Origin of the sequence: Caballeronia sp. DA-9 (assembly GCF_051615025.1) — a bacterium.
In the GTDB taxonomy this organism is placed as follows: Bacteria; Pseudomonadota; Gammaproteobacteria; order Burkholderiales; family Burkholderiaceae; genus Caballeronia; species Caballeronia sordidicola.
The window spans coordinates 472,286-492,062 of sequence record NZ_CP195131.1 but is presented as its reverse complement, the minus strand read 5'-3'; the positions used below and the strand labels follow the sequence as shown (position 1 = coordinate 492,062).

The 19,777-nt window shown below is 61.1% G+C and carries 16 protein-coding genes and 1 pseudogene; 10 read left to right on the top strand and 7 right to left on the bottom strand.

Features of this window, described 5'->3' with window-relative positions:
* Positions 1 to 360: 360 nt before the first annotated feature.
* The 5 genes from ACRWA7_RS02230 (at position 361) to ACRWA7_RS02210 (ending at position 4,467) form a co-directional block, all read left to right on the top strand.
* A complete protein-coding gene (locus ACRWA7_RS02230; RefSeq protein ID WP_438390869.1) occupies positions 361 to 936 on the top strand; it encodes an RNA polymerase sigma factor in 576 nt (191 codons plus the stop codon).
* On the top strand, positions 933 to 1,376 hold the full coding sequence (locus ACRWA7_RS02225; protein ID WP_438390868.1) for a hypothetical protein: 444 nt from the start codon (positions 933 to 935) through the stop codon (positions 1,374 to 1,376). The genes ACRWA7_RS02230 and ACRWA7_RS02225 overlap by 4 nt, the downstream gene beginning before the upstream one ends.
* Positions 1,373 to 1,846, top strand: a complete 474-nt coding sequence (locus ACRWA7_RS02220) for a periplasmic heavy metal sensor (protein WP_438390867.1) — start codon at positions 1,373 to 1,375, stop codon at positions 1,844 to 1,846. The genes ACRWA7_RS02225 and ACRWA7_RS02220 overlap by 4 nt, the downstream gene beginning before the upstream one ends.
* A gap of 73 nt (positions 1,847 to 1,919) precedes the next feature.
* Positions 1,920 to 3,314, top strand: coding sequence for a DUF1800 domain-containing protein (locus ACRWA7_RS02215; protein ID WP_438390866.1), 1,395 nt, complete (start codon positions 1,920 to 1,922; stop codon positions 3,312 to 3,314).
* Positions 3,315 to 3,318: 4 nt separating this feature from the next.
* Positions 3,319 to 4,467 (top strand): DUF1501 domain-containing protein, encoded by a 1,149-nt coding sequence (locus ACRWA7_RS02210; RefSeq protein ID WP_438390865.1) that lies wholly within the window; start codon positions 3,319 to 3,321, stop codon positions 4,465 to 4,467.
* An 82-nt stretch (positions 4,468 to 4,549) separates the two neighbouring features.
* On the opposite strand, the gene ACRWA7_RS02205 is transcribed toward ACRWA7_RS02210, so the two are convergent.
* A complete protein-coding gene (locus ACRWA7_RS02205; RefSeq protein WP_438390864.1) occupies positions 4,550 to 5,182 on the bottom strand; it encodes an alanyl-tRNA editing protein in 633 nt (210 codons plus the stop codon).
* 341 nt (positions 5,183 to 5,523) lie between these two features.
* Here ACRWA7_RS02205 and ACRWA7_RS02200 point away from each other — a divergent pair, with 341 nt between their 5' ends.
* Both ACRWA7_RS02200 and ACRWA7_RS02195 read left to right on the top strand, forming a co-directional pair.
* Complete coding sequence (locus tag ACRWA7_RS02200; RefSeq protein ID WP_244164145.1) at positions 5,524 to 6,015, top strand: hypothetical protein; 492 nt, start codon at positions 5,524 to 5,526, stop codon at positions 6,013 to 6,015.
* Positions 6,016 to 6,063: 48 nt separating this feature from the next.
* Entirely contained in the window at positions 6,064 to 7,218 is a 1,155-nt protein-coding gene (locus ACRWA7_RS02195; protein WP_438390863.1) for a PAS domain-containing sensor histidine kinase, read from the top strand.
* A gap of 6 nt (positions 7,219 to 7,224) precedes the next feature.
* Here ACRWA7_RS02195 and ACRWA7_RS02190 read toward each other — a convergent pair whose 3' ends face one another.
* Entirely contained in the window at positions 7,225 to 8,718 is a 1,494-nt protein-coding gene (locus tag ACRWA7_RS02190; RefSeq protein ID WP_438390862.1) for an MDR family MFS transporter, read from the bottom strand.
* 185 nt (positions 8,719 to 8,903) lie between these two features.
* Here ACRWA7_RS02190 and ACRWA7_RS02185 point away from each other — a divergent pair, with 185 nt between their 5' ends.
* Entirely contained in the window at positions 8,904 to 9,329 is a 426-nt protein-coding gene (locus ACRWA7_RS02185; protein ID WP_438390861.1) for a GFA family protein, read from the top strand.
* Positions 9,330 to 9,339: 10 nt separating this feature from the next.
* Here ACRWA7_RS02185 and ACRWA7_RS02180 read toward each other — a convergent pair whose 3' ends face one another.
* From ACRWA7_RS02180 to ACRWA7_RS02170, 3 genes and pseudogenes are all read right to left on the bottom strand, one after another.
* Positions 9,340 to 12,825, bottom strand: a complete 3,486-nt coding sequence (locus tag ACRWA7_RS02180; RefSeq protein WP_438390860.1) for a response regulator — start codon at positions 12,823 to 12,825, stop codon at positions 9,340 to 9,342.
* Positions 12,826 to 13,058: 233 nt separating this feature from the next.
* Positions 13,059 to 13,772: pseudogene (gene mnmD, locus ACRWA7_RS02175) on the bottom strand (tRNA (5-methylaminomethyl-2-thiouridine)(34)-methyltransferase MnmD); the annotation flags it as partial.
* Between the two features lie 39 nt (positions 13,773 to 13,811).
* Positions 13,812 to 15,281, bottom strand: coding sequence for a PLP-dependent aminotransferase family protein (locus tag ACRWA7_RS02170; protein WP_438390859.1), 1,470 nt, complete (start codon positions 15,279 to 15,281; stop codon positions 13,812 to 13,814).
* A 145-nt stretch (positions 15,282 to 15,426) separates the two neighbouring features.
* Between ACRWA7_RS02170 and ACRWA7_RS02165 the strand changes: the two genes are divergently transcribed.
* Positions 15,427 to 16,137, top strand: a complete 711-nt coding sequence (locus tag ACRWA7_RS02165) for a GNAT family N-acetyltransferase (protein WP_438390858.1) — start codon at positions 15,427 to 15,429, stop codon at positions 16,135 to 16,137.
* Positions 16,138 to 16,152: 15 nt separating this feature from the next.
* Positions 16,153 to 16,614 carry a GNAT family N-acetyltransferase gene (locus ACRWA7_RS02160; protein ID WP_438390857.1) on the top strand — a complete coding sequence of 154 codons (462 nt, stop codon included), beginning with the start codon at positions 16,153 to 16,155 and terminating at the stop codon, positions 16,612 to 16,614.
* Positions 16,615 to 16,666: 52 nt separating this feature from the next.
* Here ACRWA7_RS02160 and ACRWA7_RS02155 read toward each other — a convergent pair whose 3' ends face one another.
* A complete protein-coding gene (locus ACRWA7_RS02155) occupies positions 16,667 to 18,469 on the bottom strand; it encodes an NAD(P)/FAD-dependent oxidoreductase (protein WP_438390856.1) in 1,803 nt (600 codons plus the stop codon).
* An 84-nt stretch (positions 18,470 to 18,553) separates the two neighbouring features.
* The gene (locus tag ACRWA7_RS02150) at positions 18,554 to 19,696 is read right to left on the bottom strand and encodes a GAF domain-containing protein (protein ID WP_438390855.1); all 1,143 of its coding nucleotides are present in this window, start codon (positions 19,694 to 19,696) and stop codon (positions 18,554 to 18,556) included.
* Between the last annotated feature and the right edge of the window lie 81 nt (positions 19,697 to 19,777).

The following is a 19,777-nucleotide window of genomic DNA, read 5'->3' as shown; positions in this document are numbered from 1 at the left end:
GGGAAAAGACAGCACAAGGGAGAGCGATAGCCATTGGATACATATGGTGCCTCCCTTTGAGAGATGATTTGAAAGATGAAATGCGGTGAAGGGTTTGACTTTTAGAAGCGACCCGAGTCCTGATTTTATCAGGCGTGTGCGCTCCTTGCCAACACCCGCTGCGAACTTTCGGCCACCTTATCGGCCAGCTCATCGGCCACTTCACAAAGCCGTAAAAAAGCCGAGACCGCGCGACGGATTTTCGCTGCAACTACGTTCAAGTATTCGTGCCGCGCGCCGGTCGTGGTTTACTGATGCGCGCGCCGGGCCGCTCGAACGCCCGGCGCGGGCTGTTCAACATGTGCTGCGAGACCCAACACATTGATCGAAGAAGATCCGGACGCGGACCTGCTGGCTCGCATGAACGACGAGGAACCGGGTGCAGTTCGCGAAATGGTCGCGCGCAAGCTGCCGCGTCTGCTCGCGCTCGCCACGCGCATGCTGGGTGACCGTGACGAGGCAAGCGACGTGGCGCAGGAAGTGTTCATCCGCATCTGGACGCAGGCGTCGCGCTGGCAGCGCGGGCAGGCGCGCTTTGACACGTGGCTGCATCGCGTGGCGCTCAATCTTTGCTATGACCGTTTGCGCCGACGGCGCGACGTATCGCTTGACGACGACATTCCGGAGCCGGCCAGTCACGCGCCGCTCCCGGAAGACCAACTCGACGATACCGCCCGCAACACCCGCATCGCCGCGGCGCTCGCGGCGCTTCCCGCGCGGCAGCGCGAGGCGCTCGTGCTGCAGTATTACCAGGAACTATCGAATATTGAAGCCGCCGCCGTGATGGGCATCAGCGTGGACGCGCTGGAAAGCCTGCTTTCGCGGGCGCGCCGCACATTGCGCAGCCGTCTTGCCGGCGAACGCGGCGAGCATGTCTCTGGAAAGGAACGCCGATGACCCCCGAACGTTTTCGCAGCCTCACCGAGGCTTATGGCGCGATGCCCGAACACTGGCCACAAGCCGAGCGCGCAGACGCAGAGGCGCTTCTCGCGCAGCGCCATCCCGACGCACTGGCGGCGCTTGCCGAAGCCGGTTCGCTCGATCTGCTGCTGTCGGCACACGCTGTCGCCGCGCCCGAAACCGAGTTGATCCGGCGCATCGTGGAATCGTCGCCAGCGAGCTCGCCCAGTCGCAAACCCGCGTGGAAAAAGCCTAACTGGTGGCTGTCGGGCGCGGGTTTTGTCGGCGCGGGCGTGGCGGGCATTGCGGCCGGCGTGCTGGTCATGTCGCTGGCCACATCGCTTTCGGGCGCACCGGGCGGGCCGCCCAGCCTCTTCGATCAAACCGGTGAAAGCACCGTTTTCAGCAACGGCACGACCGACTGGAGCGATCAATGACCATGCCTATAAAAAGGCTCAAGACGCTGCTGGCCGTATCGGCGGTGCTCAATATCTTTTTGCTTGGCGCCATTGGCGGCGGCACATACAGGTGGATTGAAAAGCAGAAAGCCGATGCGCTTGCGCAGCAACGCGGGCTGCGTTTTGCCGCCGCCGAATTGCCGCAGGCACGCCGCGACCAGTTGCGCGATGCGCTCAGGCAGACGCGCCGTGAAACTTTGCCGCTGATTCTCAGCGCGCGCTCGGGACGGCTCGATGTCGTGCAGGCGCTTCAATCGCCGCAATTCGATCGCGCGGCGCTCGACGCCGCCCTCGCGCGCACGCGTGACGCCGACATGGCCGTGCGCGCGCGCGTGGAAGGCACGGTCGCCGATTTCGCCGCTACGCTGGACGCTGGCGAACGCATGAAACTCGTCGACGCGTTGCAGCGTCACGGCCCGTTGCACGTTGGTCCTGCACCGAAAAAATAAACTGGCGGGATAGCGACGGAATCACCCCGCCTTCACGTTTAAGCACCATGGCAACTCAAAACGGTGGGACACCATGAACGGCGTGACGCCTGCTGCAATCGCGATGAACCGCTTCGGCCTCGGCGCGCGCGCCGGGGCAACGGCGCCGTCCGACCCAAAGGGGTGGCTTGCCGCGCAACTCACGGGCGCGACCTACCAGCCCGTGTCGCCGGCGCTCGCAAACCAGCCTTCGAGCAGCGTGCTGGCCGCGGATTTCGCCGAGGCCCAAAGCGCGATCCGCGCAGCCGGCGCCGACGACAAGAAGGGCGTACGCAAGGCTTACAACGAGAAACTGCGCGATACATACCGCGCCGCCGTCAATGCGCGATTCACGAGCGCGTTGCAGACGCAGGCGCCGTTTGTCGAAAGGCTGGTGGCGTTCTGGGCGAATCACTTTGCGGTATCGGTGGAAAAACCCGCCGTCGCGGTCCTCGCCGGTTCATTCGAAACCGAGGCTATCCGTGCGCACGTGCTCGGCCGTTTCGAGGACATGCTGGTTGCAGCCGAACGTCATCCGGCCATGCAGATTTTCCTCGACCAGGCACGCTCCGTCGGTCCCGATAGCCCCGCCGCAGAGCGCGCCGCTGCGCGCCATCCTGAGAACAAGCCGGGACTCAACGAAAACCTCGCGCGCGAGATCATGGAACTGCATACGCTTGGCGTGCGCAGCGGTTACGCCCAGGAAGATGTCACCGAGTTCGCGCGCGCGCTGACCGGATGGAGTATTGGCGGGATGGGCGGCGGACCTCGGCGCAACGACGCCGCGCCCGGACAGTTCGTGTTTCGCGAGCCGCAGCACGAGCCGGGAACCCGCACGATCATGGACCGCCAATATGACCAGCCTGGCGAACAACAGGCGCTGGCCGTGCTGCACGATCTGGCTCGATCGCCCGCGACGGCGCAGCATATCGCCCAAAAACTCGCCCGGCATTTTGTCGCCGATAACCCGCCGCCCTCGCTCGTCGAGCGCCTCGCCAGCGTATTCAGCGCGACGAATGGCGACCTGCCGAGCGTGTATCAGGTGCTGATCGATTCGCCGGAAGCGTGGTCGCCCGTGGACGCCAAGTTCAAGACGCCGTGGGACTGGACCGTGTCGTCCATGCGGGGTCTGGGTCATGACGATACTGGCAAGATGCAGGTTGCGCCCTTGCTTACGCAGCTTGGCCAGCCCGTCTGGCGCCCGGGTTCTCCCGCCGGTTACGACGATATTGCCGCAAGCTGGGCCGCGCCCGACGCGCTCGTGCGCCGCGTGGAGATGGCCCAGCGTCTTGCAGCACGCATAGGCGATACGCTCGATGCCCGTACGCTCGGCGATCAGTTGCTCGCGGGTTCATTGAGCGATGCTACGGCATCCGAACTATCGCGCGCCGAAAGCGCGCAAACGGCGCTTGCGCTATTGCTTGTTTCCCCCGATTTCCAAAGGAGATGACACCATGATCACGCGTCGGAATTTCTTGTGGTGCGCCGGTGCGGGCGTTGGTTCAATGCTCGTGGGATCGCGCATGGCGTTTGCATCGGTGGAATCGGACAGGCGTTTCGTGTTCGTGATCCAGCGCGGCGCGGCCGATGGACTCAACATCGTCGTGCCTTATGCCGATCCTGCCTATTCGAATCTGCGCGGCGCGCTGGCAATCGACCCCTCGTCCGCGCCCAAACTCGACGGCACGTTCGCGCTGCATCCGTCGCTGGCTGAAACCGCGAAGATGTATGCAGCGCAGCAGGCGCTGTTCGTGCACGCGGTTGCGTCGCCGTATAGGGACCGTTCTCACTTCGACGGACAGAATGTGCTCGAAACCGGCGGGACCGCGCCGTATCAAATAAAGGACGGCTGGCTGAACCGGCTGGTGTCCATGCTGCCGGTATCGAAGGCGAACGCCATTGCGCTCGCGCCCACGGTGCCGCTCGCACTGCGCGGCCGGGCCGACGTGACGTCATACGCGCCGTCCGGACTGCCGCAAGCACCCGACGACCTGCTGGTTCGCGTCACGCAACTCTATTCCGGCGATCCACAACTTCACGCGCTCTGGACTTCGGCAATGGACGCCCGTGGCCTTGCCGCCGATGCCGGTGCACGCCAGGACCCCGCTAGCCTCGGCAAGCTCGCTGCGAGCTTCCTGAGCCGTGCGGATGGTCCGCGCATAGCCATGATAGAAACCGGTGGATGGGATACGCACACCGCGCAGAACCAGCGGCTCGGCGCACAGCTCAAGGCGCTGGACACCATGATGGCCGCCATGCGCGATAGCCTTGGCGAGCATTGGGCCAACACCACCGTGCTGGTCGCAACCGAGTTCGGCCGCATGGCCGCGGCGAACGGCACGGGCGGGACCGATCACGGGACGGCGTCGGCCGCGATGCTGTTGGGCGGCGCCGTGCAAGGCGGCAGGATCCTAGCGGATTGGCCGGGGCTTGCGCCTTCGGCGCTTTATCAGGGACGGGATTTGCGGCCGACGCTCGGGCTGGATTCGTTGATAGCCGCGGCGGCCGCCGAAACATTCGGTCTTGATCCTGTGCGGGTCAGATCGAGTCTTTTCAATCAAAAGGCTGCAAGCCCGATGTCGACACGGCTGCTTCGTACCTGATCTGTTCAAGGCATCCAGATTTTGGATTATCGATAAACATCTGGAATGCCGTGTCTTGCTGCTGCTTTAGGCGAACGCCTGCTCATTGGCCCAACGCATAATGCACGGAGACCTGCCCTTTCTTTTCCTTGATCTTCAGGATTTTTATCTCGCCAATATCCGAGGTCGATGCAACATGCGTCCCGCCGCAGCTGTAAGCGGGCAAGTCGCCGAACGTCACCATCCGCATGCCGTCGTGTTCGGTCACACGTCGCGCGAGACTCCTTGACGTCAAGCCGTTGACGAGTTGTTCCAGCGCCGCGGCATCGAGCGCTTGCGCATTGCCTTGCGCCTCGAACACCACGCGCGCTTCTCCCGGCCAATGATGGCCCTTTACCGCCTGCCAACCGTTCTGCTCGCCTGCATAACCAAGCAAATGGCCCGCTGAATGAAGACGCGCATGCAGGCTTCTTGCCTCCGCCACAACCTTTATCACGACCTCGCCTGCTTCAACTGGACGGTCCGCAAAATGAACGATCTCGTCGCCGTCCTGCACGGCACGGAGCACATTGGCTTCGCCTATCGTGCCTGCATCCGATGGCTGGCCGCCGCCCTGCGGATGAAACAGCGTTGCGTCCAGAATGATCCGAAATTGCCCATTCTCGTCAGGCGTGCAATCGAGCACGCGCGCAGACATCTGCAATTCGTCGCTGCTGAAATAAATGCGGTGTGCCACGTCCCAATCTCCTTACAATTTCTTGAAGCATCAATTTCGCTCATCATTCCCGCATGATTCTAGCGTCGATTTCCGTAACGGATATTTCGTCCAATTCGGCATGGGAATTAACGTGCGCATGGTCGCCGATACACTCGCCCGACATCACGCTGGGTTTTGGCCGGGAACCGCGGTTACGATAATCTTCGTCCGGCGCGATATGATCGGGGAAAAGACGGGCGACGCTCCAACGCGTCAAAGGTCGATTTCCCAAACGGCGAAAAGCACCAAACAAGCATCAAACAAGCGCTCCAGTCATGCTCCGCCGGGTTGAGCGGAAGTTCCGGCGGTAACTGGTGCATATGGACAACTACGGCAACAATGGGTCTAGAGCTTTGGATATTTTTTATTACTGGAAGGATTATGCGTCGGACATCAAGGAAGGGCGCATTGGAACACTGGGTTCAAATGGGGACAAACTCGAGGGAATGAAGGAGCGTCTGCCCCGCAAGGTCTGGACATTTTTGACCCCCAAGACAATGAAAGGCAAGCTTCAGCTGATCGGATCCTTTTTAGTGACCGACACGAAGCCCGAGAATTTCGTGCCCAAGTGGAAGCACAATCTTTTCTACGATGCCGCATCGCCGAAGTCGGTTCTGTACCCGGATTCGGGCACGATCGAGCATATCGAGGAAATAAGCGACTTCATCAATACACGTTTTCACGCGGCTGTGCGCGCCCGGTTCCAGGGCGACAAGAGTCTGCTCGAAATGGAAGCGGATGTCGTTCGCGGTCTGGAAAAGCTTGTCCAGAACTACGAGACCATCCAGTTGATGGACGGGTTGAAGAAGTAACGGGAAGTGAATGGGCACTGCGGTTGACGATCAATCCAGGAGAAACACGTGTCGGGCGATCTCAAAGGCGATCCATCTTCCTCGCGTGAGCTGGCTCCGGCCAACAACGCGCCGCCAAGCAAGGCGTTCCCGCACGGGTTAAGCGATGTTCACTTCCGGATGCTCGTCGACGCGGTACAGGACTATGCGATCTTCATGCTTGATCCGCAGGGCCATGTCGCAAGCTGGAATCGCGGCGCGCAAAGCATCAAGGGTTATACGGCGAGCGAAATCGTGGGACAGCACTTCTCCGTGTTCTATACACCCGAGGACATTGCGAGCCGCAAGCCGCGCACCGAACTGACGCTGGCGGCAGCGGCGGATCGCATAGAGGACGAAGGCTGGCGCGTGCGGAAAGACGGCTCGCGCTTCTGGGCGAATGTCACGATCACCGCGATTCGTGCGCCCGACGGCGCACTTCAAGGTTTCGCGAAGGTGACGCGCGACATGACGGATCGCCTGCGGCTGATCGAACTGCAGCACGCCCGTGCATTGTCCACGCACGTGCAAAGCGCCCGCGAAGAAGAACGCGCGCGGATTGCACGTGAGCTTCACGACGATCTAGGCCAGCAACTGATCGCACTCAAAATAGATGTCGCGATGCTCGATCAAGGTTCGTCGCAGAAAGACGGCAAGGACGAAGACGCCCTTCCGGTCGAATCGCGCACGCTTTTTTTGCAGGACAAGATTGATTCCATCATTGCTTCGGTACGGCGGCTGGCCGGCGGTCTGCGGCCGCCCATGCTCGACGACCTGGGACTCGAAGCCGCGCTCGAATGGCTCGTTGAAGAATTTCGCAGCCGCTACAAACTCGTTGTGACCGTGAACAACCTCGCGGCTTCGCTGGACTTGTCGGCGGCTGCCTCTACAGCCGTTTTTCGATTGGTGCAGGAGGCACTGCACAACGTCACGCGTCACGCAGAAGCCACCTGGGCTCGCATCGAGTTGCGCCTGACGCCCGATAAACTCAAGCTTCACATTGAAGACAACGGCAAGGGAACAACGCTTGACGGCAACCGGAACAAGGACAGCCTTGGACTTCTGGGCATGGAGGAACGCGTGCGCCAGCTACAGGGACGGATTGCTTTCGACAGCGCCCCGGCAGATGGATTTCGAATCGACATCGAGTTGCCTGTCAGCGCGATCAGGCACCAGACAGAGTAAGCGCCTTTAGTCCTCCAGCGGCGCCAGGCCCTCCACGGGCATCTTCCTTTCGCCGCCAATATCGACGCGGGGCACAAACAGCAGGAACCCTACGACGAATATCGCGATCACGAAGATCGATACGAACGTCAGGTGCAACGAGTCGTGCAACACCTGACGTATCGCGTCGCCGCCGCCAAGGCTCGTCGCCTGGTTTTGCAACAACGCTTTCAATTGTTCCGACGTCACCGCGGCCACGTTCTTCGAATGGCTCAGCCCGAAATTCAGCACCGCGCCGAATAATGTCGCGCCGAGCGTACTCCCCAGATTCCGCGAGAACAGGTTGGACGCGGTCGCGCTGCCGCGCTGCGCGACATCCACGATCTCCTGGATCAGCATGAGCGAACTGACGCTCGACGTACCCATGCCGAACCCCATGATGAGCGAACCGAACGCCGCGATCAGCGGCGAGCTTCCCGGCGCCAGCATCAGCAGCAACACCGCGCCGGCCGGAATGAACGCGCTGCCCCAGATCAGGATTGGCCGCAATCCGAATCGGTGCAGCGACTTGGCCGCAAAGGTCGCACCGGCGGGCCAGCCGACCATCATCATGGTGAGCGCCAAGCCTGCGATTACAGGTGAACGATGCAGCACGCCCTGCACGTACATGGGCAGGAACGTGGTCGCTCCCATGAGAATCATGCCGGACAGGACGGTCGCGCCGTTGCACGCGGCAATCGGGCGGCGGCTCCAGAGCGCGAATGAAATCATGGGCTCGGCTGCGCGCTTTTCCTGCATCAGGAAAAACAACAGGCATACCACGAATGCGCCGCCGGCCATGGACGCCCTGGCGATATCGTCGTCGCCCGCATAGGTCAGCGCCATCATCAGCGCCGTGATTGTGACCATGAAGAGCCCCGCGCCCGCGAAGTCAATGGACGGCCGCGAATGCCGCTCGGATTCGCGCAGGAACATGATGAAACCCGCCGCCGACAAAAGCCCGATCGGCACATTCATCCAGAAGATCCACGCCCAGGAAAAATCATGGATGATAAAACCGCCGACCATGGGACCGACGACCGCGGAAATGGCCCAGACGCTCGCGAGATAACCCTGCACCTTGCCGCGTTCGCGCGCCGGATAAAGATCCGCCACAATCGTCAGCGTGACCGGCTGGATCGCCCCCGCGCCAACGCCCTGGATCAGGCGAAATACGATCATGGCGGGCATGGACCACGCGAAGCCGGCGAGCACCGAGCCCAGCAAGAAGATTGCTATGCCGATGAGCGCAATGGGCTTTCTGCCGTATAGATCGGCAAGCTTGCCGAAGATGACGGTCATCGCGGTCTGGGTCAGTAAAAATGACGAGAAGACCCAGCTATACAAATGCAGGTCGCCAAGTTGCGCAACGATCTGCGGCATGGCCGTGGAAACAATGGTGGCTTCGATGGCGACCATTGCCATGGAAGCCATCACCGATGCAATGACTAACGGACGCGAAGTCTGCTGGCTGCGGGGCATGGGAATTGTTGTAATGAAGGAACGTGGAGCCGGCGCGGGGTCGTTGCCGCCGCGACGAATGAAACGGTCGCAGCAAGGCGGCCATCCGTAAGTATGAACCCTGCTAAGAATATTCGCTCGACGGGAAAAGCGCGGCGGCCTCGGCACACCTACACTACGGGCATACGAAACTCTTTCATTCAACGATGAAGCCATCGACCGGAATTCAAGCGAGCACGTTGCTTGCCGGAAAGTGCCTGTGCGGAGCGGTTCGCTACGCGGTGAAAGACGAATTCGCCTATGCGCTGAATTGCCATTGCTCCAATTGCCGCCGCGCAACCGGCTCGGCTTTCAAACCGTTCGCAGGAATAGAGCGGCATAAGCTCAGGCTCACGCACGGCGAGGACGCGTTATTGATCCACGGCGACCCGCACGCCGCGCACGACGTGCATTGCAAGCACTGCGGCTCGCTGATGTATTCGATCGTCCGCGAAGGCGCGTATGCGCATGTCACGATGGGCACGCTTGTCGATAGCCCAGCCATTCGTCCCACGGCGCATATTTTTGTAGGTTCGAAGGCGCCGTGGTACACGATCACCGACTCGCTGCCGCAACACGACGAGTTCGATTGACCTCGATCTGCTAAGCCCGAATCCGCTCCAACCCCGGCAACCAGACACGCAGCAGCGAATAAAGCCTGTCCAGATCGATGGGCTTGGCCAGGTAATCCGTCATGCCGGCCGCGCGCGCCTGCTCCTGGTCGTCTTTCATTGCCTTCGCCGTGATCGCGATAATCGGCAGGTTCCTGAAGCGGGCATCGGCGCGAATACGGCGCGTGGCTTCCAGCCCGTCCATCTCGGGCATCATCACATCCATCAATACCAGGTCGATATCCGGTACTTCGTTGAGCTTTTGGATAGCCTCGAAACCATTCCGCGCAATATCAACCGCCATGCCCTTGTGCTCGAGCGCGCTGCTAAGCGAGAAGATGTTGCGGATGTCGTCGTCAACAAGAAGAATGCGGCGGCCCTCGAACGCGCGGTCACGGCCGCGCACGGTCTTCAACATGGTCTGCCGTTCGGTAGACAGATCAGTCTCCACCTTGTGCAGGAACAGCGTGACTTCATCGAGCAGACGCTCGGGCGAACGCGCGCCCTTGATGATGATCGAGCGGGAGTACCTGAGCAGGTCGGCCTCTTCCGCATGCGTCAGGTTGCGCCCGGTATAGACAATCACTGGCGGGAACGAATACATGTTCTCGCCCGACATGCGGTGAAGCAACTCGCCGCCCTGCATGTCAGGCAGTTTCAGGTCGATGATCATGCAGTCGAAAATGGTCGTGCGCAGCAACCCAAGTGCTTCCTCGCCGAACTCGACGGCGGTAATCTCGATGTCGTCATCGCCAATGAGCTGCACGATACTTTCGCGCTGGCGGGCATCGTCTTCGACCAGCAGCACCCGCTTGACCTTCTGCGTGAACTTGTCCTCGAGCTTGCGGAAAATTTCCTTGAGCTGCTCGCGCGTGGTCGGCTTGATTGCGTAGCCAATCGCGCCAAGATGCAGCGCGGCCTCGCTGTTGTCGTTGGCGGACACCACGTGAACCGGAATGTGACGTGTCTGCGGCCCGTCTTTCAACTGCTGCAAGACCATGAGCCCGGAGCGGTCAGGCAAGCCGATGTCGAGCAGGATGGCGTCGGGCAAATGCTGTGCGACGAGTTGCATGGCTTCGGCAGCGGTCTGCGCGACCAGACAGCGGTAACGCATTTCGTGCGCGAGGTTGTACAGGATGCCCGCAAACTCCGGATCGTCTTCGATCACCAGCACGGAACGCCTGCCGGCCTTCGCGTCTTTCCGGTCGTCGTCATACGCGGGCACGAGCGCTGTCTCCACGAGCGGCGCTTCAGCACGCACGACCGGAATGTGCGGCATGACCGGGACATGCGCCGGGAAAACGACAGGCACGTCTTCTGTCACATTGCCCGCATCCGTCCAACTGGAAGGCAAGATGAGTTCGAACGTGCTGCCGGCGCCCAGCGCGCTGCTCACGCGGATCGTGCCGCCTAGCAGCTTCGCCAGATCGCGGGAGATCGAAAGCCCGAGTCCGGTGCCGCCATAACGGCGGCTCGTCGTGCCGTCGGCCTGACGGAAGGCTTCGAAGATCGTCTCGTGGTTTTCCGGCGCAATGCCAATGCCCGAGTCCCTCACCGCGAAGCGCACGTGCTCCTCGCCCGTGCGGCTCAGCGTGAGCGCGATCGTGCCGGCATCGGTGAACTTCAGCGCATTCGATATCAGGTTCTTCAGTATCTGCTCGAGCCGCCGTGAGTCGGTGAAAATCGACTGCGGCGTGCCGGGTTCGATATCCACGGCGAACGCCAGCCGCTTCTGCCCGGCGAGCGGCTCGAAGGTGCGCTGCAACGACTCGGTCAGGCGCGACAGCGATACGTCTTCCGGCGCGAGTTCGAGCTTGCCCGCCTCGACCTTCGAGATATCGAGAATGTCGTTGATGAGGTTGAGCAGGTCGTTGCCGGCCGAGTAGATCGTGTTCGCGAACTTGACCTGTTCATCGCTCAGGTTGCCGGTATGGTTTTCCGACAGCAGCTTCGCGAGAATCAAGGAGCTGTTCAACGGCGTGCGCAACTCGTGCGACATGTTCGCCAGGAACTCGGATTTGTAGCGGCTCGCGCGCTGCAAGTCGTCGGCGCGCTCTTCGAGTTCCGTCTGCGCCTTGTTGAGCGCCTCGTTCTTCTCATCGAGCGTCAATGCCTGATACGTGAGCTGCTCATTGATGGTTTCAAGCTCGGCCTTCTGATTGTTCAGATTGGATTGCGACTCTTCCAGCGCGGCCGTCTGCTCTTCCAGTTCCTCATTGGCGGATCGCAATTCCTCCTGCTGAACCTGCAACTCCTCATTCAATTGCTGCGTTTCCGCGAGCACGTCCTGCAGGCGCTCACGATACAACGCCGCTTCCACCGACGCGCCCACGCTCGCCGATATCAGCTTCAGGAAGTCGATGTCCCGAGCCGCCGCCGGCTGCATGAAGCCAAGTTCGATCACACCGTTCACGGCGCCGTCGTTGTCGATGGGCGTCATGACAATGCTCTTCGGCGGGCTGGTTCCAAGACCCGAAGTGACCTTCAGATAGTTGTCGGGGATATCGTCGAGTTCGATCAGGCGACGCCGCGCGGCCACCTGACCGACGAGCGTCTCGGCGTCCTCGAAGCTTTGTTCGCGTGCCTCGTTCTCGCGGCTGAAACCATACGCGGCGACGCGGCGCAACCGGCCGCTCTCGTCGCGAACGTAAAGCGCCGCCACCACCACACCAAGATATTGCGCAAGGAAGTCGAGCATGGCGCGGCCAAGGCGCGGCAACGCCTGCTGTCCGACGAGGCTCTCCGCAAGCTGGCTCTGCCCGGTTCGCAGCCACGCCTGCTGATGCAGGACTTCGTTGTGTTCGGCCTGGGCTGTCAGCGCGCTATCGTAGGTCTCGGACAGCTTCATCAACTCACGGCGGCCGAAGATGGCAAGCAATGCGCTCAACGACAAACTGATTGCGAGGAAAATGGCGACAGCCGTTGTCGTGACCTGCCGGGCAGTCGCCGCGCGTTCCCAGCGCAGGTTCAGCTCCACGTCCAGGAAGTCCTTGAACTCGCGGCGCGTCTCGTCGAATTCAAGTTTGCCGCGCCCGCTGCGCAAAATCTCCACGACATCCTGATTCGCCCGGCGCATTGCGATCGTCTGTTCGGCGAAGCGATCCCATTGCGCCTGCAACGCTTCGATGCGCTTCAGGCGTTCGACTTGCGGCGGGTTATCGCTGACCAAATCCATCAGCGTCGAGAGCTTTGCGTTAAAGCTCGCCTTGCCCAGTTGGTACGGCGCGAGAAAGCTGTCATCGCCCGTGAGCAGGTAGCCGCGCTGCCCCGACTCGCGATCGACCGCGAGCTTGATCAGGTCGTTGCTGTCGCCAATGACACGCTCCGAATGCTCCAGCCAGTTCATGGCGGACAGCAGATAAAACAACAGCGCGACAAACACGACCGCAGTCGCGATCCCGGCGCCAATAGGCAAGGCGATATTGCGCCGGATAATGCGGCGGAAGCTGTTTTGATCGACAGCGCGATGATCGGGCATTGCTTTATCCCTGTTATTGATTGAGCGCCTCGAAGGACGCCATACATGCCATTCGGAAGCGTGCGCGGTGCCTTATGACAAAGCCGCCGACAAAGCCGCCGCGCACGCAGGCGCAGATAATACAGTCTCCAAAGCGTACTGTCGGTGATGATGAGCACGCGGCCTTTCAGACGTATTTCATCAAGGACAAACCCGTCTTGATCGGCAATTTTTACTATATTGAGCAGGGCTTATTGCGGTAAATATTGCCCGATCAGCATTGCGCGTTTCCAACCAAAGCCCGGCACTTTTTTATATTCGAAGCCCGCGTGCAGCAGTGCGCGTTTGACTTCGCCCGCGCTCGTATACGTGGAGAACGTTGCACCTTCGCTCGCAAGACGGCCGAGCGACTCAAACAAGGCCGGCGTCCAGAGTTCGGGATTCCGGGCCGGCGCAAAACCGTCGAGATAAAACGCATCGGTGCGAAGCTGCAACGTGGGCAAGACCGAGACCGCATCGCCGAAAATCAGCGTCAGGGTGACACGGTTGTCATCGAAGGCGAGCGTATGGATGCCGGGCGTGAGGTCCGGCCACGCATCGGCAAGCGTTGGCGAAAGCGCCGCGACGGCTGCGTCGTCGATAGTCGCCGCATGCGTGAGACGGAGATCGCTGGCGCAGAACGGATGTTTTTCGACCGATACGAAATGCAGACGATCGCTGCGCGACGGATCCGCACGCCATGCAGCCCACGTCGTCAGGAAATTGATGCCCATGCCAAAGCCGGTTTCCAGCACAGTGAAATCCGGGCGGCGCTGCCATCGTTCCGGCAAGCAGTTACCTTGCAAGAATACGTATTGCGCCTGCGCGACGCTGCCCACGACGCTGTGATAAATGTCGCCGTATAGCGGCGAATAAGGCGACCCGTTCGGGCGGAACGCAACGGTGGCGGGAATCAGCGGTTCGGGCATGTTTGGTTCGTTGATGATTGATCAGCGCGCTCGGCGCATTCACGGCAGCATCGATCTTACGATCCGCGCGAGTTTTTCGACGGCGGCGTCCGCCTCGGTCACAGGCACGCTTGCATAACCCAATACCAGTCCGTTATAGGCTTCGGCGTTCGCGCCGGCCAGGCAAAATTCACTGACCGGGACCGCCCATAGCCCTTCCGAGCGCGCTGCATTGCATACGTCCATATCACGCAAGGGCACGTTCAGCCGGGCTGTCAGATGCATGCCGCCCGCCCCGCCCGATACCGTCAGCAAGTCGCCGAAATGGTGGTCAAGTGCGGCCTGCAACGCTACGCGCCTGCGCGCGTACAGCCCGCGCATGCGCCGCAGGTGCCGCGTATATGCGCCGCTTCGCATGAAATCCGCGAGCGCCAGTTGATCGGCTGTACGGCCCTGCCGCGATATCTCCCCGAGCGTGCGCGCGAACTCGCGGGAGAGTCCCGGCGGCACAACCATGAAACCAATCCTCAGCGCGGGAAACATGGTCTTGCTGAAGGTGCCCAGATAGATCACGGGTGTGTCGACCGCCAGTCCCTGCATGGCCGCGAACGGCGAACCCGTGTGGCGGAACTCGCTGTCGTAGTCGTCCTCGATCACCCATGCACGATGCGCGCGTGCGTCCGCGATGATCTGCATGCGCCGCTCGATGCTCAGCACGCTCCCAAGCGGATACTGATGCGACGGCGTCACATAGATCAGCTTGGGCGGAGAGTGCGCCCAGTGCGAAGCTGCGGGCGCCATGCCGTCTGCGTCGACCGGGATGGACACGAGCGACAGGTTCGCTCCCTTGAACGCCGCGCGTGCACCCGCATAGCCGGGATCTTCCACCCACACGCGGTCGCCGGCGTCGGCCAGGATGCGTGCGCAAAAGTCGAGGCTTGTCTGCGTGCCGTCGGTGATAAAGACCTGATCGATGTCGCAGCGCACGCCTCGCGAAACCTTCAGGTAATCGACCAGCGCCTGCCGGAGTTCGGGCGTGCCGGCACTGTTCGCGTAGCCCAGATCCGTTGCGGCGAGCTTTCGCCATGCGCGGGCGATGGCGGCGCGCCACTGCGTCATGGGGAATTCGTCGAGGGCTGGCAGGCCCGGACGAAACGATACCGCGATGGGACTGGCCTGCGATTCGCGCCTCAAGCCGTCGATACGCCGCGAGAGTTGCGCCGGATGAGGTTTCCTCGTGGGCGGTTTCGATTGCGTTCGCATTTGCGTGCCGACCGGAGCCACCACGGAACCCTGCCGGCTGACGTGCAAGAACCCTTCCTCCGCGAGCTGCTCATAGGCGAACATGGCCGAGTTGCGCGCAATGCGAAGTTCGCTCGCAAGCACGCGCGTCGCGGGCAAGCGCGTGGCTGCCGGAAGCAGGCCGTCCAGAATGGCGTCGCGCAACGCTTCGTAAAGCATGCGTTGTTGCGTGATCTTCCGGCCATTCAGGCGTTCGGCGAAAGTTGAAAAGAGTAAGGCAAGGTCCATGCACTGGCGGATCGTGGAAGCACGCGCGAGAAACGTGGCTCTAAATAAAACAGGGTTATTGGGTCTATCAATGGCGCCATCGACATTTTATTCTTATACCAGAGTCGAGAACCATCACGAATCAATCACCTGAACGGAGAATCGATTGAGCACGTTTCAGAACGAATTTGCACAGCCCATTGGCGCACCGCTTCCAAACTGGCAAGGCGCCCGTGCGCCGGCACGCGTCGCGCACGAAGGGCGCTATTGCCGTCTGGTTCCCGTTGATCCGGCCACGCATCTCCACGATCTGGCCGACGCCTACAACTCGGCCACGGATGCGCGCGACTGGACGTATCTGGCAACAGGACCGTTCAGCACGCTGGAAGCTTACCGGGCACATCTGGAAAAGCTCGCGTCGACGTCCGACCCGTTGCACTTCGCCGTGATCGATGCAGCGAGCGGCAAGGCGCTCGGCACGCTCGCGCTGATGCGCATTGACCCGGCGAACGGCGTGATCGAGGTGGGTTTTATCGCTTTCTCGCCGCTGCTGAAAAAAACCCGCATTGCGACGGAGGCAATTTTCCTGCTGATGCGCCATGTCTTCGATGACCTTGACAACCGGCGCTTCGAGTGGAAATGCGATTCGCTCAATGCACCCTCGCGCGCCGCGGCCAAGCGCTTCGGCTTTACTTTCGAAGGCATCTTTCGCCAGGCCGTGGTGTACCGGGGACGCAACCGCGATACCGCGTGGTTCTCGATCCTCGATTCCGAATGGCCGGCGCTCAAGGCAAGCTACGAGCGCTGGCTCGATCCGAAGAATTTCGATGCGGGCGGTGCGCAAACCGAACGCCTTTCTACTGCCAACGCGCGCTGAATCGAAGACATGTTCATGACTGGTACCGTACAAATAAGACCGGTCGAGGAAGCCGACTACGCGCCATGGAAGCGTCTCTGGGACGGTTATAACGCGTTCTACGGGCGCACCAAAGACACCGCGCTGCCGCAGGACATCACGGACTCGACGTGGGCGCGATTTTTCGATGTCAACGAACCCGTGCACGCATTGGTCGCCGAGCAAGATGGCAAGCTGACCGGTCTCGTGCATTTCATCTATCATCGCAGCACGACCCTGCTCGGTCCTATTTGCTATCTGCAGGATTTGTTCACTGCGGAGGCCGCGAGAGGACACGGCGTGGGCCGCAAGCTGATCAACGGGGTGTATGCATGCGCGAAAAGCGCGGGTTCGGAGCGCGTCTATTGGCATACCCACGAAACCAACGCCACGGCAATGCAGCTCTACGACAAGGTCGCCGATAAGCCGGGGTTCATGATGTACCGGCAAGCTCTTTGATGGTTGAATTCGCGCGCGATGCCCGTTCTCCCGCATCGCGCGCGAGCAAACATCACGACAGGTGGTGCACTTCCTGCAAGCCGTACACCGGCGTTTCAATGCCTTCCATGCGCGCCTTCAGTTGCAGCGAGAGATACTGCGAGTAATGCCGCGACTGATGCAGGTTGCCGCCATGAAACCACAACGCCTGTTGTTGCGTGGGTTTCCACATGTTGCGCTGCTCGCCTTCCCACGGTCCCGGATCCTTGGTCGTGTTCGAACCCAGTCCCCACACCTTGCCGACCTTGTCCGCCACTTCGCGCGAGATCAGATCCGCGGCCCAGCCGTTCATCGAACCATAACCGGTTGCGTAGACGACGAGATCCGCCTCGAGTTCGCTGCCGTCGCTGAGCACGACCGAATGCTCCTTCAGCTCGACCACGTCGACACCGCTCTTCAGCTTGATCTTGCCGTCCGCGACAAGATCCGACGCGCCCACGTCGATGTAATAGCCCGAACCGCGCCGCAGGTATTTCATGAACAGGCCCGAGCCATCGTCGCCGAAATCGAGCATGAAGCCTCGCTTCTCCAGGCGCTCGTAGAACTCGGCGTCACGCTTCTTGATGGCGTCGTAGACCGGAATCTGGAACTCATGCAGGATCTTGTACGGAATCGATGCAAACGTCAGATCGGCTTTCATTGTCGTCATGCCGGAGGCCACGGCGCGTTCCGAGTAGAGATCGCCGAGCGCGAGTTCCATCAGCGAATCCGACTTCACAATATGCGTGGACGAACGCTGCACCATGGTCACATCCACGCCGGCTTCCCACAGCGCCGCGCAGATATCGTGCGATGAATTGTTCGCGCCGATCACAACGACCTTCTTCCCCTTGTACGCGTCAGGCCCCGGATGTTGCGACGAGTGATGCTGCTCGCCCTTGAATACATCCATGCCCTTGAACCGGGGCACGTTGGCCTTGCCCGACATGCCAGTGGCGAGCACAAGCTGTTTCGGCCGGAGCGTCACGTTCTCGCCGTTGCGCTCGACTTCCACGATCCACTCGCCGGCCGATTCGTCGTAGCGTGCCGACTTGCACGTTGTCGCCCCCCAGTAGTTCAGCTCCATCACTTTCGTGTACATCTCCAGCCAGTCGCCAATCTTGTCTTTCGGCGAAAACACAGGCCAGTTGTCGGGAAACGGCAGGTACGGCATGTGGTCGTACCAGACCGGATCATGCAGGCACAGCGTCTTGTAGCGGGCCCGCCACGCGTCGCCGGGCTTTTCGTTCTTGTCCACGATGATGGTCGGCACACCCAGTTGGCGCATCCGCGCGCCAAGCGCAATGCCGCCCTGTCCGCCCCCCACGATCAGGCAGTACGGCTGCCTCTCATAGCCCAGCGTTTCCTGTTCGGCCGCACGCTTTTCCGTCCAGCTCGTGCGGTCGGTGCGCGCACCGTGTTCGGCACCCATCGGCCGCTTCCGACCTTTCGGCTCTTCATGACCCTTGAGTTCGGTCATGGTGGTGAGCAGCGTCCAGATCAGGCCGTCCCTTACGCGGATGAAACCTGTCCCGCGTGCGACGCCGGTTTCGAACGTGATCCAGGCTTGCGTCACACCGTCGGATTCGGTCGCCGTTTCGCCGTCCGCGATTTTCAGCTTCGAGGGCTTGACGGCGTTCAACTGCGCATCGAGCATGGCGGCGATCGGCTCCCGTCCTTCCATGGTCTTGATGTTCCAGGTGAACGCGACAAGGTCGCGCCAGTAGCCGTCGGGTTGGAATAGCGCAGCGGCAGCGCTTGCGTCACCACTTCTCAGCGCGGCTTCGAACGCCTCCAGGATCTGGGAGATAGTCTGGTTCGGATTGGTTTCAGGCATGGTCGCTCCTCCGTTAGATATGGATCACTAAATATCGGTTGAATAACGCGGGTTCTTTGCCCGCTGGAAAAGGTGCTGTTCAAGCTAGCGCCGGTGAGGCGCTACGATTCCCAACTTCGCAATACGTCTATAAAGCGTCGCCCGCGAAATACCTAACGCTTGCGCGGCAATGAGTGGCCGCCACTTGGCTTCGGTCATCGCGGCGGTGATGCGGTTGCGCTCCAGCACTTCGTTTTCCGACAACGCAAGCTGCGCCCCCTCCTTTACCTGCGGCGTCGGCGTGCTCGTCGCAGCGCGCGCAACAGGCTGCCTCACGCGTGCATGCAGCGCAGCGCCGGACGCGATCAATCTGAATGAGATGAAGTCGCGCCCTGGACGTGCATCGAGCAGCCGTTCCGCGCGGATATCGAAAAGCTCGCCGACATGGCGCGGCAACTGATTGAGTCCAGGGACGCACTCCTTCGCGCGCCGGTTTGCGGCGACGGCGAAACCGCGTGCGTCGAAGGCGATAAGGATTTCGGGTTGGGCTTCAACATAATGGCGGCTGCGATGCGCAAGCAACACCCAGCACTGCGTGGTCGCATTCAAAAAGAAACCGTCCTCGATCAACACCGCGCTCTGACGCACGATGTGGTTCACGAGCCGCTGGCTTTCGCGCTCTTCCGGCGAGCGCACTGCCGATGCATCCAGCACGCCGATCAACTCTCCCTGCACGCCGAAGATGGGCGACGCACTGCACGTGAGCGTGGTGAACGCCGCGCGAAAATGATCGATCCTGTGCACGGTGATCGGTTCGGCATCGAGCAGCACCGACGCAACGCCGCACGTGCCCTCTTCGCGTTCGGACCAGCATGAGCCGGGATAAAGCCCCGCGCGCTTGAACTCGTGACGCCGGTCGCGATCGACCCGGTAATCGATCGTGACGCCTTGCGCGTCGGTCAGCATCACACAGTAATCCGCCTCGCGAACAGTCTCGTGCAACCGGGACAAACATTGCCCGGACGCGCGCAGCACGGTTTCCTCGCGCTGCTGGATATTGCGTAATTCGGGGACGGTCAGAATGCGCGGACCCATGGTCGCGCCCGGATCGAGATGATATTGCTCGAGCGACCGCCTGTACGACGAAGCAAGCCTGACCGAATCGGCGTTCGCATCCCGACTGCCCACGCGGCCTTCAATCACGCTGCGTACGCGATCAATATGTCTGGTCTGCGAAACATACGGCATGAAGAGTCTCCGGCGGATTCGGCTGTGCGCGAACGTTCACTGAAACATCCTGGCATGGTGACGTTTTATCACGCGTGTTCC